Source organism: Streptomyces sp. NPDC048516 (assembly GCF_043199875.1).
Classification (GTDB): Bacteria; Actinomycetota; Actinomycetes; order Streptomycetales; family Streptomycetaceae; genus Streptomyces.
Genome location: NZ_JBICWS010000008.1, coordinates 303,729 through 317,975 on the forward strand (window position 1 = coordinate 303,729; position 14,247 = coordinate 317,975).

Genomic DNA, 14,247 nt, shown 5'->3' on the forward strand with positions numbered 1-14,247 from the left:
GGGTCGCCACATCGCGCCCTCCGGGGCGCTGGCGCCACGTGTCAACGGGGGAAGGGACTCCACGGTCATGGAGCCGATCACAGCAACTGCCCTCGCGGCAGCAGCTCTTGTCGCCAAGGGCGCACTCGAGTCAGCGGGTGGCGAGGCAGGGCGGAGCACGTGGCAGGGAGTGACACAGCTGGTCGAGCGGATCAGACAGCGCTTCGGTGGCGACGCGGATGCCACGGCCGCACTCGGGATTGCCCTCGACAGTCCGGACGATGAGCAGGCGGTGGACGCACTGAGGCGCCTCGTCCACGCGTACATGCTGAGGGACCCGCAGTTCGAGGCAGACGTCACGACGCTGGTCCACGCGTCCGTGGCGGCCCGAGCCTCCAAAGGGACGGGTTCGGTGAACGCCGCGGTCATCAAGAACGCGACAACCTTCAATGAGAAGGTTGAGTTCCAGGGCGACTTCAACATCAACTGACCGCGGCGTAGTCGACGCCGCGCCTCTCCCACCTCATTTTGCCCCTCAGCGACTTTTGTCTGTCCGCGGGGACACAAGGCCGGAAGGTAGTACATCGATGACCGGCTCCACCGGCACTGAGCCCGGAGCGTCCGATGAGCGTGATCGTGAGGACGGCGCCCCGGGGCCCGGTGCCGAAGGCGCCTCGAAGGCCGCCTCGGACACCAGCCTCACCACCGAGACCACCGAACCCGCCGATGGGGACGGTCCGGTCGACGAGGCCGATGCCTTGCGTCTGCTGACGTCGGGCAGCGAGGACGCGGCCGAACGTGCCGAAGCGGCTCAGGCGGCCTCTCTCGCCGATCTGATCACCGAACGTCTGCAGAAGGACGCGTCCGGCCTCCGCATCGGGACGCTCGCGCTCTTCCAGGACACGGTCTCGTTCGGCGGAGGATTCACCGTGGGTGGCGGGCTGCGCGGCAGCGGTCCCTCCGCCGTCGAGTGTGTCCCTATCGAGGAGGATCAACAAGACGCCCACAGTACCGACTTCGTGCCACCCGCCCATTACACCGCGATGCTGGAGTCCTTGCGCGCGTCGCGTCTGCTGATCCTTGCCGTTCCCCCTGGAACGGGGCGTGAGGCCTGCGCGGTCAACCTGCTCGCGGAGGCGCTCGCCGAGGACGGAGCGGGCACCGAGACCACGTGCCACCGCGTCACCGACCCCGTCGCCGTCCTGAGCCCCGGCTGGAAGCCGCATCGCAAGTACGCCGGCTATGTGACCGCCCTCGACGAGACGGATATGGAGGCGACCCGTGCGCTGGACCTCAACCAGCTCACCTCCACCGCCGCCGCGCTGAAATCCGCCGACTGCTTCATGGTGGTGGCGACAGGCCCGCCACGGGGCGCCCTCGCAAGGGCCGCCGACCGGTCCTCGTATGTCTGGCGGGAGCTGGGCGCCCTCGACCCGTACCGGATCGTGGAGCGTCGCGTCCTGGGGGCGTCGCCCGACGAGTCGGCAATCGAAGAACTCCAGCGCGCCCTGGCCTCATCGGGCGCACGGGATCTTCTGCGCGAGCAGCCTCAGCCCGACATCGCGGCACGCGTGTCCTCCGCTCTACGCGCCGGCCGGGACCTGGCCGCAGAGGTGGCCCGGATGCGTGATCCCAGCGATCAGGTGCACCAGTGGTTCGTACGGCACGACAACCCGGCCGCGGTCTGCTTCGCTCTGGCGGCGGCGGTACTGGAAGGCTCCGGCTATCTGACCGTCGCCGACGCCGCGTGGAAGCTGTACGCGGCGGTGGCCACGGATCTGGGAGCCTCGCCCGCGCCGTCCCCGGTCGCCCTGCGCTTCAGCGACCGGCTGGCCCATGAACAGCCGTGGATCGTCGTGGACCCGCCGGCAGCGGGGAAGGGCTGGCCGCCACAGGTCAGATTCCGCAGCCCGCTGCTGCGGCAGACCGTCCTCACCTATGCCTGGACCTCTCTCGACGGCTACCGGGGGCTCGTCGTGGACTGGCTGCGCCAACTTCTGTTCCGTGGGCGGGACACGGAGGTGCGGGCGAAGGCCGCCGTCGCGGCCGGTGTCCTCGCCTGGAGCGACCCGCAGCACGCGCTCCACCGCTACCTCAGATCCTGGGCGGGAAGTCAGTCGTGGCCCTTGCGGCAGGGCGCCGCCACCGCCCTTTCCGTCGTCGCAGGCCGGCCGGAACACTCCGCATGGGCCTGGGACCTGCTCGACGAGTGGGTGACCCCCGGCGGCTCGGCGGCCGACCGCCGACTCGCCAAGACCGCGGCGACCGCGGTCGGCGGCCTGCTCGGCAGGCAGGATCCCCGGCGGGCCATGGACGTCTTGCGCACCGCCCTCGGCTGGCGGGACGACTGGGCCAATCTCCTGCCCGTCGCGTGGAGCGCGGTGCATCTGATCGACCAGGGATGTGGCCGGGACGTACTGTCGGCCTTCCTGCAGTGGTCGGTCCCGCAGGACCGGTCGCCCATGGTGTCCAAGACCCTCTCGGCGTTCTTGTTCACCGCACTTCAGCCGGGTTCGGACACGGGGACCTCCGGCGCACGGCGCTCCGAGCCGCTGCCGTATCTCCTCGCACGCTGCTCGCACTTCCAGCCGCAACTCGAGGAACTCTGGGCCCGGTCTCTTGCCCGTAGGCCTGTCCAGGACAGGGCGCTCGAAGCGCTGCGGACATGGGTCACCACGTACGGAAACGGCGACCGGGACGTCCTTGCTTCGCTGCGCCCCTTGGTCACCGGAGTCGCCAGAAGGCCGGGCAAGCACCGTGACCGGCTCGACTACTACCTCGGCCAATGGGCCGCCGACCCCGACCGGCCGTCACCGGCCGCGGCGGAACTCCTGCACGCCGTACGCCGTCTCCCCTGACTTCCGGCCCCCGTTCGCACCCCGACCTCGCCGCCTCTCTCTGCCGGTCCAGCCCCGTCCGGAGGACACCGTGCAACAGACCACCTACGATCCGATCCTGGAGACCGAGGACCTCTCGGCCTTCCGGCTGCTCAGCCCCCTGCGGCCGCCGGCGCCCGGCCGCGCCTTGGTCCTTGTCCCCCACAGCGGACCGGCGCTCACGGTACGGCCTGGTGAGGCCATCCCGTCATCCCGCTTCGGCGCCTACCAGACGGCCTACACCGTCGACACCGGGGACCACTGGCTTGTGCTCGACCTTCCGCTGCTGAGCCGGGACGCCACCTTCGCCTTCCAGAGCTCGGTCGCCCTGACCTGCCGGGTGACCGACCCGGCGGCCGTGGTCGCCCGAGGCATCCGCGATATGAGCGCCGCCCTGGTCGAGCACATGCGCCGCATGCTGCGGCAGGTCTCGCGGCGCTACGACATCGCGGAGTTCCACGAGGCCGAGGAGGCGCTCAACGAGGCAGTGCGGGACTTCGAAGGGGACGATGCCGTCCGGCTCTCCTCCCTCCATGTCGAACTGCTGGTCGATGCAGATGAAGTGTCCTCCAGCGGACGGCAGTTCCGGGATGTCGTACGCGCATCCCGCCTCGCCGGGATGCGGCGCCAGCGTCACTTGGACATGATGCGCGCGGACGGCGTGGAGGGCCTGATCGCCGAGATCCTGGAAAAGGACGGCGCGGCGGCCGCGATGGCATACATCGAGAAGGCGGAGGCCGCCGAACGCGCGGAGCTGCGCGACACCCTGCGCATGATTCTGGAGCGCGGGGACAAGGACCGGGAGCCCTTCGAGATCGCCGAGGCCGAACGGGCCGTACTGGGCCGGGTCCTTGGCGGGTCGGAGGCACCGTTCGGCGGAACGCGGCGAAGCAGGATCCGGGGGGCCCTGCTGCCGTCCGACCCCCCGTCGTCATCCGTCCCGCGGGCGCATGAGTACGCCGCGGAGCCGGAGGTGCCGGCCACGTATCTCCCCGAGCCCGACGAGCCGGGCCACACAAGTGCCGGGGCTCCGGCAGACAGCGTGCACGACGGCGGAGCGTACGGGTCGTACGAGGGCCCGCATACGGTCACCGCGCCGCCCAAGGACGGACCGCCCGAGGATGAGCCCATCGGTGCACCACCGGAAGCGGACACGGGCGACGGCTATGGGAAGACGCCGGTCGACCGCCGCTACGATCCGCGTCGCCGCCCCGGCACGGACGATGCGCCCATGGACGCCGGTGCCGCCCCCGCGGGAACGGGAGGCACGTCAGGGGCCACAGCTCCACCGGCCAGCCGGGTACGCGGCATCCGTCGCGGGAGCGGCCGATGACGCTGCCACTGACCCACCATGCTGCCCGGCGCCCGGTCAGCTCCCACACCGAGCCGGGTCTCATGGCCTTGGGAGTCTGGACCGAGCGGCGGCCCGGCCAGGGAGAGGACGCCGACCCGCTTCTTCTGCACCACCGCCCCACCCGCTGCGGTGTGCTCGGCGTCTTCGACGGCCTGGGCGGCGCGGGCTCGTCGATTGCGTGGCACGACGCCGACGGCAACGCCCGGACCGGCGCCTGGGTGGCCTCGCGCATGGCCCGCCTCGCCACGGAGTCCTGGTTCGCCGGAGAGATGGACGACCGTACGGCCTGGGACAGCGAAAACCAGGCTTCTGATGCCTACACCGACCTGGGCGCACACCTTCGGCAGCTGTTCGCGGGCGTCCGGCCGATCGGGCGGCGCAGCAAGGTGGTCGGTACCATGCGCCGCCGGCTCCCCACCACCGTGGCCGCTCTCCGGTACACGGCACGCGATTCCGACGTCGTATGCGAGGCGCTGTGGGCGGGTGACTCCCGCGCGTACGTCCTGACGCCTGATGCCGGACTGCAGACGCTCACCCGTGATCATGCCGACGATCCGGATGCGCTCAGCCAGCTCGTCCAGGACCCGCAGATGACGAACATGGTCAGCGCGGACCGGGAGTTCTTCGTCCAGCGCCAGCCATACGGCCGCATTCCGCTGCCGTGTGTGCTGCTCTGTGCGACGGATGGCTTCTTCGGCTACGTACAGACTCCTGGAGACTTTGAACACGTGCTGCTGAACACGCTGTGCCGGTCCACGGACCTCGACGACTGGGCCGCGCGCCTGACCTCAACCGTTGTCTCGTACACGGGAGACGACGCCTCGCTGGCTCTCGTCGCGCTCGGCTTCCGTACCTTTGATGAGCTGCGTGCGGGGTGCGCGGAGCGCTTCGCATGGCTCGACCGGGACGCGTCGGCCATGCCGGATCCCCGCGGCGCCGAGGCGATGCGGCACTGGCGCGCTCGGGCCTGGGAACGCTACCGGCCCGGCTACGAAGCGCGGCTGCCGCCTCCGCTCGCGTCAGACGCCAGGTCACAGGGACGGACACGGGATGAGGGAGGGACAGCGTGAAGCAAGGGGAGGTCGTCGGCGGTTACCGCATCACCACCCGGCCCACCAATGCGGGCGGCGGTAAGTGCATGTGGGCGTTCGCGGAAAAGAGCGGTGAAGAGTTCTTCATCAAGCAGTTCCTGGCGCCCAAACGTCCACGCCCAGGCGGCGGCAGCGCGCACAGCCGGGAAGCGCGACTGCGGCTGTGTGAGCAGTTCGAGGAGCGGCACCGGTCGATCATGGAGCGGCTCCGGCCGAATATGCACGGCGGCGGCCACCTCGTCCTTGCCACGGACTTCTTCGCACACGAGTCGACGTACTACAAGGTCACGGCCCGCATAGACACCTCCACCCTCGAAAAGCCGCAGCTGCTTGCCCCCCGCCACAAGACGGTGCTGCTCAAGACTCTCGCGGTCAGTCTGAACCTGCTGCACGGCATCGGCATCGTGCACAGCGATCTCAAGCCGGCCAATGTGCTGGTGCAGAAATACGGGGGCAACGCCTTCCATATCGCGAAGCTGATCGACTTCGACGACTCCTACCTGAGCGGGAACCCGCCCGGCCGTGACGTCATCGCGGGTGACTCGCTCTACGGCGCTCCGGAGTGGCGCCGCTATGTGCAGGAGGATGAGAAGATCCAGCCGCGGCATCTCACCACTGCCGTGGATGTGTTCGCGCTCGGCCTGATGATGCACCACTACCTCACGGGCGCGCTGCCGCGCCACGACGACCGCTTCGGCTCGCCGGCCGACGCGGTCAATGCCCGTGAGGAACTCGCGCTCGACAGCCGCCTGACCGACGCAATGCGCAACCTGATGCGGGTGATGCTGTCACGCGCCCCCTCAAGCCGCCCCCGCATCTCGACGGTAATCTCGGCGCTTAAGGACCCGGACGTGTGTGCACTGCGACACCGCCGGCCGGGAACGAGCACGGCGACACCGACCTCACCTTCGGCGCCGGAGCCGCCGTCGCGGACGGAGACCCGGGCGGCCACGGAATCGAAGGACTCATCAGCCGCGGACGGCACCCCATCGCGCACCAGCCGCCTGCGCACCAATCTGCCCCGGTCGCAACCGGCCGCAGCCGATCCGCGGCCGTCAGCTCCCGAAGACACCCCCCGTGTGTCTCGCGTCCGTATCAACCTCGGCGGCCGCACGTCCGGAACCCCTGCGACCAGCCCTTCCCCGACGAGCAAGGAGAAGAAGAACCCATGAGCTCATCCGCCGGTCAGTACCAGGGCAACCTCCAGTACGCCGTGGACATCGTGCTGTGCATAGACGCGACCGCCAGCATGACCCCGGTACTGGACTCCGTGAAGGAGAGCGCACTCACCTTCCAGCAGCGCCTGGAGACGGTGATGCACGAAAAGGGCAAGGCCATCAGCCAACTGCGCGTACGTTCCGTCGTCTTCCGCGATTTCGGCGACAACGAGGACGACGCCATTGAGACGACGGACTTTCTGACCCTGCCCGACCAAGCGGAGAAATTTCGCACGTTCCTCAACGGCGTCGAGGCCCAGGGCGGTGGCGACCGTCCCGAGTCCGGGCTCGAAGCGCTCGCGCTCGCCGTGGATTCTCCCTGGGAGACGGGCCTCGACCGGCGGCGCCACGTGATCGTCATGTTCACGGATGCTCCCGCCCACCCGCTCGGAGGGCCGCACTCGGCACTGCAGTCCTACCCCGCCGCCGTGCCGCGGAGCACAGATGAGCTGTTCGAGCGATGGGGCTACTCCGGCAGCCAGTTGTCCGTGATGGAGCAGTCCGCAAAACGGCTGGTGCTGTTCGCTCCGGACGAGGAACCATGGAACGACATGCAGCAGGACTGGGACATGACGCTCCACTTCCCGTCCAAGGCCGGGCATGGCCTTCAGGAGTTCGAGATGGACGAAATCATCGACACGATTGCGAACAGCCTGTAGCCCATGGGGGATTCAGGAGACACGAACACGGTCGGCACCGGGGACGGGGCGGGCGGCCACCTTGCGGTGTGCACGGGGGCCACTCTCGCCCTGCGCGGTGAATCGCTCCAGGTGGCATGGGCGGACGGCGGTCACCTCGCCCTACCTGTCACCTGGTGCCGGACGGCAGAGGCCCAGCACGTCGGGGAAGAGACGGGGGCAGGAGTTCAGATCGTCTTGCGATTCGCCCCGCCCCGGCTGGCAGACAGGGCGGGCGTCGAGGGCCTGATCGCGGTACGCCTGTCCGCCGACCAGGAACAGACCCTGGACACCCACGAGTTCCTCGAGATTCTCCGGATCCGGGCCGGGCTCAAAGCCGCTGCGTACCCCGCCCCCGCACCCCACGAGGGCGAAGCGGGAGCCGAAGCCGCGGACGAGGAAGAGGGCGCGTCCGGCAGGGCCGTCGCCATCCCCGGCCCCTCGTCGCCGATGCGGCCCGGCATGCGCCGTGCACCGCGTTCCCACCCGGACTGGCTCGTCTTCAACGCGGCCGACAATGCGGAGGCCCTGTACCAAGACGTGCAACGGCAGTTGTCCATGAACGGTGAAGGGTGAGCGCGTAGTGGCGAGCCCGACGTGGAAGTGCACCGACTGCGCCACGCACAACTCTCCGAGCCGGCGCACCTGCCTGGTGTGCGACGCGCCGAAGTCCGTGCGCCCCAAGACATCTACCACCATCAGAGCCTGGGACTGCCCCGACTGCAAAACACACAACAAGGCGGGCACTACAGCCTGCGTGGTCTGCGACGCTTCATGGAAGAAGGTGGCAGGAGCCAAGAAGTCTCCCGGACCGAAGACGTCACCCGGCGCGTCGCGGCCCGCTGGTCCGCGGGACTCCTCCGGGGCGAAGAAGTCTGCCGGCCCGGCGGGCGGCATGTCCACGGGTCGGCCCGGCAGGCCATCGGCCGACCGGTCCGGCACCTCGGCGAAGCGCACGGGAGGCGGGGCGTCGGGCGGCTCACCGGGCGGATCCTCCACTACCGGGTCCGGGAAGCCGGGCGCACCGCGGCGCCCCGCCGGCGCCCGCCCTGCCGGTACGCGGAAGACGCCCGCAGGCTCCCGTACCTCACGCCCGCGGAGCAGTGCACCACGCCCCCGCCCGTCCGAGCCCGCCCCGCTCTTCTTCCCTCCCCCCGCGGCCCCGGAACCGCCGGCTCCTCCCCCACCACCACCTGCCTATGCAAGGCCGACACCACCGCCGTACACCGCCGCCCCGCGCCGGCCCGCATCCAACGGATCGACGGGGGGCAGCTGCCTCAAAGCGCTGGGCATCGCGGCCGCCGTGCTCTTCCTCGGTCCCAAACTGCTGAGCGGCTGCACGTCTATTTTCGACTCGGCCACCACCCCCGACCCGTCGTCCACCACGGCCTCGCCCTCCGGGCCGTCCTGCCCCTCACGTATCGCGGCCAAGCTCCCCGACGGCGAGGGCGCCACCCTCGTCCGTGCCTACCGCACGCACAACAAGCAGATCACGCTGTGCCGCACACTCGGTCAACACCTCTACTACTACGGAGAGTTCACCGGCCGCTCCGGCACCGGCATCGCCATGCGGGCCAAGAAGACCAGTGACGGCTACATCGCCTGGAACAAGCCCTATGAGTACGAGATCAACGGGGAAACCGTCACCGTGACCGAGAACGGCCGACGCATAGGCAAGGAGCAGCTGCAACGCGTCGCGTCTCCGCGCTGACGACACTCGGCGCCAGGCGCCATCGCGACGGATGGTTGAACGTGGACATGCCCACATCCCGCCTCCATGAAGACCGCTACCGCAGAGCACGTCCGAGACCACGGCCACGGAGACAGCGCGCCGACGGCGCCGCACCGCCACACCCACTGATCCAAACAGCCCCCGCTTAGAGACTTCCTGAGCTCGGGCTTCGCATAGCCGCCGTCGGGATTCGAACCCGAGACCTACGCATTACGAGTACGGCGGCCAGATGAAGCAATCGAACGTCCGCATGGGCGCCAAAGATCCCACCAGTACAGGCATGCCACACGCCGGTCGGATACCTTGTAGCCAATTGCCCGGCAAGAAGTCCCTGCAAAATCCCTGACGTGTCGCACGGCACGCTTGCCACGCCAAATTCGCAGGTCAGAGTCATGATCAAAAGTGGCCGACATGAGCGTCAAGTACAAGGAGACCGCCCGCGGCGGCCTCGCCGTCAACATCATCGAGTGCTGACCCAGAGTCTCTGAAGGCCCTGAAGGCCCTGAAGGCCCTGACCAGCGCGTTTGCATCATTCCGCGCGGTCAGGGCCTTGTCTCGCCTTGCCTTGCTTTCCTTCCTCACACAGCCGAAAGCCCCTCAGCTTCCCTCAGATTCCCTCTGAGGGCTCATCTGCCCCGATGGGCACGACCGTGCTCGAAAGCGGCCCTGAGAGCGGGCTCTGAAAGCGGGCCCTGGAGGTGAGCCGCCGGGGCGTGGCCCCTGTGCCCGACGGGCCGGCCGTCTGCCGGGGCGCCTGTCCGGCTATCTGCCGATCTCCCAGGCGAAGGGCGGGAGTTCGCGGGCCCGGGAGTAGATGTCCAGGGCCTGGCTCGTGGGGACGAAGGGGTGGACCCGGGCGCCTTCGAGGCCGGCCAGCAGGCGGGCGCAGTGGTGGACGCAGCCGGCGACCTCCCTGCCCTGGCGGTCAACGATGGTGGCGGCGTCCCGAGAGCCCTCGCACGGAGTGGGGTCCTTGGCGGCCGCGGCCGGGCAGCGGCCCGGCGGGGCACTGGACGCGCCGGTCCGGTCGGCTGACCGGCGCGGCGGGGAGGGGTTGAGCGGCTGGTTCATCGGTGGGTCCCCCTGGTGTTGCGGTGGTTCGTGCTGTGGGCGGCGCCGTGGCGGAATCGCTTCCGTCGTCCCGGCGCCCAGGACAGTGCTGCTCGGCGTGGGACGCGTCCATGCGGCCTTGGGGAAGACCTGGTCCGATCGTCAGCTATTCATGGGAATGTGCGCTATGCGGGGCTGCTACCGGCCGGGTCCGGGCTGTTTTGGCGGGGGCAGGCGAAGGGCTCCAGGAGCAGTGCGAGGGCGAGCAGCGTGGCCGCCAGCAGCCAGCCGGCCAGGACATCGCCCGGCCAGTGGACGCTCAGATAGACGCGGGTGAGGCCGACTCCGGCGGCCCAGAGGGCGAGTACCACGCACCAGGTGCGGGCCACGGCGGGTCGGGCGCGCCGGGCGATACCCCAGGCCAGGACTCCGGCTGCCAGCGCCGAAGTGGTGGCGTGGCCGGAGGGGAACGCGTAGCCGGAGGCGTACGCGGCCCAGTCGGCGGTCGGCGGCCGTGGACGGGCGAGCAGTTCCATCAGGCCGTAACGGATCGCCTGGCCGACGGCGAGGACGGCGACGGCGAAGATCACCGCGCGCAGCCGGCCCGCCGCACCGCGGCCGGCCAGCAGGCCGGCGAGCACCGCCAGCAGATAGGGAACCGGCCCGCTGCCGGTGGCGGTCAGCGCGCGGGCCAGGGAGCGCAGCGGCTCGCCGTGGTGAGCGGTGGACCAGTGGAGAGCGGCCCGTTCGGGGGCGAGTGGGGCTCCGTGCCGCAGGGACACGGTGAGGGCCACGGCGGCGAAGAGGGCGGCGCAGACCGCGGCAATGGTCAGGAGTGGGGCGGTGGCGGGGCGCCGCCCCGGGTCGGGGTGCGGGGCCGGCTCAGGGCGCGAGCGGGCAGTCTGCTCCGGGCCAGGATGGGGAGCCGGCTCCGGCCCGGGCCGGGGAGCCAACCCCGGGTCCGGCCGCCGCGGCCCCGGTTCCGGTGCCCGTTCCGGTTCGGCTTCCCGTTCCGGTTCCGGTGCTCCTCCCGGTTCCGGTGCCCCTCCCTGTTCCCGTTCCCGTCCCGGTTCCCGTGCCGATTCAGGTGCCCGTCCCGGTTCCGGTTCTGACGGCGTCACCGCGCGGCCACCAGGGGGCGGAGCCGGGTGGTCCGGAGCCGGTCGACGGTGGGAGCCGCTCGGCGGGCGAGTGGGGTGAGCAGACGGGCCACGAGGGCGCCGGCGATCAGGCCGGCGGCGACGTCGTGCGGGTAGTGCGCGCCGACCCAGACGCGTGAGGCCGCCATCAGGAGCGCGGCCGGTACGGCGATCCGGCCCAGTTGCCGGTCGCACAGCAGCAGGGCGACCGCGGCCGCCGCGGCGATGGCGGAGTGGTTGCTGGGGAAGGACCAGTCGCCGGGGCCGGGACAGGCTTCGACGGTGGCGGTGTGGAGTGTCCGGCAGGGCCGCTGTTCGTCGAAGAGGGTCTTGACGAGGTCGTTGACGAGGAAGGCGGCGACCACGACGAGAGGGGTGGCCAGCGCCAGCGCCATGGCACCGGAGGCGCCTCTTCTCGCGCGCCACCAGCCGATCAGCATCAGCGCTGCGAAGAGGGCGAGGCCGTAGTCGGTCCAGTAGGAGAGGAGGGTGTTGAGGGCGTGCGGGGCGTGCTGGGCGAGGGCGGCGATCCGGGTGTACGGGCCGCCGTCGATCGAGGCTCCCCCGAAGGCGAGGTGGTTCACGGGTTCTCCTTGGCGGCTCGGCGCTCCCCGGCTCTGCGCTGTGCGGTTCTGCGCTGTGCGGCTCGGGCACTGGGCGGCTCGGGCGCTGGGCGGTTTCGCGCTCCCCGGCTCTGCGCTCCCCGGTCTGCGCTGTGCGGCTCGGTGCGGAGGGCGCCGGACGGGAGGGCGGGTGGACGGGTGGGCGTGGTTCGTCGTGGGGCATGTTGAGGCGCCGTGGGGCGTGATTCAGGGGCCGGGGACGTGGTTCAGGCGTCGGGCGGCGGGGTGGGGCGGCCGGCCGTTTGGGGGCGTCTGCGGGAGCGGAGCAGTTCGACGGCGAGCGGGGCCAGCGACACCAGGACCACCAGGGCGACCAGCGGCAGGAGGTAACGGTCGACGTTCGGTACCGATGCGCCCAGGGCGTATCCGGCGAGGGTGAGGCCGAGCGTCCAGAGCAGGCCGCCGGCGATCTGCCAGAGGACGAAGGTGCGGGCGGGCACGCCCAGGGCGCCGGCCAGCGGGCTCAGCACGGTACGGACGACGGGGACGAAGCGGGCGAGGACGATGGCCTTGCCGTGGCCGTAGCGGGCCAGGAACTCCTCGGCGCGGGCGGCGCCCTCGTGCAGCCGGCGGGCGCGGCTGCGGGCCAGCAGGGCGCGGCCGCCGCGACGGCCGATCCAGTAGCCGGTCTGGGATCCGGCGAGCGCACCGACGGCGGCAGCCGTGAGGACCTGGGGCAGTACGAGGTGGACGTCGCCGCCGGTGCCCGGGGCGCACAGCAGTCCGGCGGTGAACAGCAGGGAGTCGCCGGGCAGCAAGAAGCCCACCAGCAGCCCGGTCTCGGCGAACAGCACGACGGCGACACCCAGTGCACCGAACGCGGCCAGCAGGGACCCGGCATCGAGCACGTTAACGGCCTGGACGACCGCTGTCACCTGCGGAAATGTGGCGGCTGCGGACATGTCAGCGGCCCCTCCCATAATGGGTTGCGGGCCGGGCTTCCGGCCGGCCCGACTGACTACAGTCTCGTAGACGGTCTACGGCACTGTAGACGACGAACAGGTGAAGGGCGTTCCATGTCGGAGACATCACCCGTGCAGCGGCGCCCGGCCGGGGAGCTGGAGGCGAGCGTGCTCGCGGCGCTCTGGGCGGCCGGCGGGCCGCTGAGCCCCGCCGAGGTGCAGAGCGCGCTGGGCGGCCGGCTCGCGCGGACCACCGTCACCACGATCCTCACCCGGCTGCACGACAAGGGGGCGGTCTCCCGCTCCCGGGCCGGCCGAGGTTTCGTGTACTCCCCCATACAGGACTCCGCCGGGCTGACCGCCCGGCGGATGCGCAGCGAGCTCGACAAGCAGGACGACCGCGGCACCGCGCTCGCCCGCTTCGTCTCCCAGCTGACCAGCGAGGACGAGCAGTTGCTGCGGTCCCTTCTGGAGGGCGCGGAAGGCGCCCCCGAGGGCCCGGACGCCGGCTTGCGGCCCGACGCTGACCCCGGCACCAGCCTCGGCACCGACCCCAGTTCCGGCCCCAGTTCCAGCCCCGGCCCCGGCCCCGGTGCCGCACCATGATCTTCGCCGTATGGATCCCGCTGCTGATGCCGCTGCTCGCGGTACCGGCCGCCCGCCGTCTGGCGGAGTCACTGCCGCCGCGCGCCGCGGCATGGCTGCTGACCGGCTGCGCGGTCGTGCTGGCCGGCTGTACGACCGCGGCGCTCGGCCTGCTGCTGATGGCCGGGGCGCTGCGGCTGCCGCCGGTCGCCGCGCTCGGCCATCTCTCCCTGCCACTGCTGGGCGACGATCCGGTCGTGTCGGTCCCCGCTGCCGGTGCCGCCGCCTGCCTGCTCGGCGCCGGTGCCCTCGCCATCGCCCATCGCACCCGCCGCCACCACACCGAACTGCGCACCGCCCGGCTCGCCGCCGAAGCCCACCCCACCTCCGGCGACCTGTGCGTCCTGCCGCACGCCGCACCCGACGCCTACGCCCTGCCGGGACGGCCGGGCCGGGTGGTGGTCACGGCCGGGATGCTGCGGGCGCTGCCCGCGGACGAGCGCGAGGCGCTGTTCGCCCATGAACGCGCCCATCTCGCGGGCCGGCACCACCTCTTCCTCCTCACGGCCGCGCTGGCCGCGGTCTGCCATCCGCTGCTCCGGTCGCTGCGCGCCCCGCTGGCCTACGCCCTGGAGCGCTGGGCCGATGAAACCGCCGCGGCCCGGGTGGGCGACCGCCGGGTCACGGCCCGCGCCATCGGCCGCGCCGCGCTCGCCGCCCGCCCCGGCGCCGCGGGTGCACACCGTCCCGGCACCGTCCTCGCCGCGACCACCGGCCCGGTGCCCCGCCGGGTCGCCGCCCTGCTGGCTCCCGAGCGTCCCCCGGGCCACCCTCCGATACGCGCCGGCCTCCAGGGCCGCCGGCTGATCGCCGCGGCCCTGCTCGCCTGTGTCGCCTTCTCCGCGGCCGCCGCCCTGGACGCCGCGGCGGATCTGCACGAGACGGTGGAGGTGGCGCAGGGGGAGGCGGTGCACTGACTGCCTGGAGAAGCACGAGCTCGGGAGGGTATGGCCCTGGGAGGG

General features: G+C 71.3%; 13 protein-coding genes and 1 pseudogene. 10 read left to right on the forward strand and 4 right to left on the reverse strand.

Features of this window, described 5'->3' with window-relative positions; genetic code table 11:
* Positions 1-67: 67 nt before the first annotated feature.
* The 8 genes from ACGFR7_RS18755 (at position 68) to ACGFR7_RS18790 (ending at position 8,905) form a co-directional block, all read left to right on the forward strand.
* Positions 68-469, forward strand: a complete 402-nt coding sequence (locus ACGFR7_RS18755; protein WP_393320031.1) for a hypothetical protein — start codon at positions 68-70, stop codon at positions 467-469.
* A gap of 97 nt (positions 470-566) precedes the next feature.
* The gene (locus ACGFR7_RS18760; RefSeq protein ID WP_393320034.1) at positions 567-2,837 is read left to right on the forward strand and encodes a hypothetical protein; all 2,271 of its coding nucleotides are present in this window, start codon (positions 567-569) and stop codon (positions 2,835-2,837) included.
* Between the two features lie 70 nt (positions 2,838-2,907).
* A complete protein-coding gene (locus ACGFR7_RS18765) occupies positions 2,908-4,188 on the forward strand; it encodes a hypothetical protein (protein WP_393320036.1) in 1,281 nt (426 codons plus the stop codon).
* Positions 4,185-5,279, forward strand: coding sequence for a serine/threonine protein phosphatase (locus ACGFR7_RS18770; protein ID WP_393320038.1), 1,095 nt, complete (start codon positions 4,185-4,187; stop codon positions 5,277-5,279). Before ACGFR7_RS18765 ends, ACGFR7_RS18770 begins: the two co-directional genes overlap by 4 nt.
* Complete coding sequence (locus ACGFR7_RS18775) at positions 5,276-6,472, forward strand: protein kinase (RefSeq protein ID WP_393320040.1); 1,197 nt, start codon at positions 5,276-5,278, stop codon at positions 6,470-6,472. Before ACGFR7_RS18770 ends, ACGFR7_RS18775 begins: the two co-directional genes overlap by 4 nt.
* Positions 6,469-7,176 carry a vWA domain-containing protein gene (locus ACGFR7_RS18780; protein ID WP_393320042.1) on the forward strand — a complete coding sequence of 236 codons (708 nt, stop codon included), beginning with the start codon at positions 6,469-6,471 and terminating at the stop codon, positions 7,174-7,176. Before ACGFR7_RS18775 ends, ACGFR7_RS18780 begins: the two co-directional genes overlap by 4 nt.
* Positions 7,177-7,179: 3 nt before the next feature.
* On the forward strand, positions 7,180-7,770 hold the full coding sequence (locus ACGFR7_RS18785; protein WP_393320045.1) for a hypothetical protein: 591 nt from the start codon (positions 7,180-7,182) through the stop codon (positions 7,768-7,770).
* Positions 7,771-8,497: 727 nt separating this feature from the next.
* Complete coding sequence (locus tag ACGFR7_RS18790) at positions 8,498-8,905, forward strand: hypothetical protein (RefSeq protein WP_393320048.1); 408 nt, start codon at positions 8,498-8,500, stop codon at positions 8,903-8,905.
* 783 nt (positions 8,906-9,688) lie between these two features.
* Here the strand turns inward: ACGFR7_RS18790 and ACGFR7_RS18795 are convergent.
* From ACGFR7_RS18795 to ACGFR7_RS18810, 4 genes are all read right to left on the reverse strand, one after another.
* Entirely contained in the window at positions 9,689-9,997 is a 309-nt protein-coding gene (locus tag ACGFR7_RS18795; protein WP_393320050.1) for a hypothetical protein, read from the reverse strand.
* 164 nt (positions 9,998-10,161) lie between these two features.
* On the reverse strand, positions 10,162-10,770 hold the full coding sequence (locus ACGFR7_RS18800) for a phosphatase PAP2 family protein (protein WP_393320053.1): 609 nt from the start codon (positions 10,768-10,770) through the stop codon (positions 10,162-10,164).
* Between the two features lie 323 nt (positions 10,771-11,093).
* Entirely contained in the window at positions 11,094-11,699 is a 606-nt protein-coding gene (locus tag ACGFR7_RS18805) for a phosphatase PAP2 family protein (RefSeq protein ID WP_393320055.1), read from the reverse strand.
* A 245-nt stretch (positions 11,700-11,944) separates the two neighbouring features.
* A complete protein-coding gene (locus tag ACGFR7_RS18810) occupies positions 11,945-12,640 on the reverse strand; it encodes a DedA family protein (RefSeq protein WP_393320058.1) in 696 nt (231 codons plus the stop codon).
* A gap of 114 nt (positions 12,641-12,754) precedes the next feature.
* Here ACGFR7_RS18810 and ACGFR7_RS18815 point away from each other — a divergent pair.
* A pseudogene (locus tag ACGFR7_RS18815) lies at positions 12,755-13,132 on the forward strand (BlaI/MecI/CopY family transcriptional regulator); the annotation flags it as partial.
* A gap of 110 nt (positions 13,133-13,242) precedes the next feature.
* Positions 13,243-14,202 carry a M56 family metallopeptidase gene (locus ACGFR7_RS18820; RefSeq protein ID WP_393320061.1) on the forward strand — a complete coding sequence of 320 codons (960 nt, stop codon included), beginning with the start codon at positions 13,243-13,245 and terminating at the stop codon, positions 14,200-14,202.
* Positions 14,203-14,247: the final 45 nt, after the last annotated feature.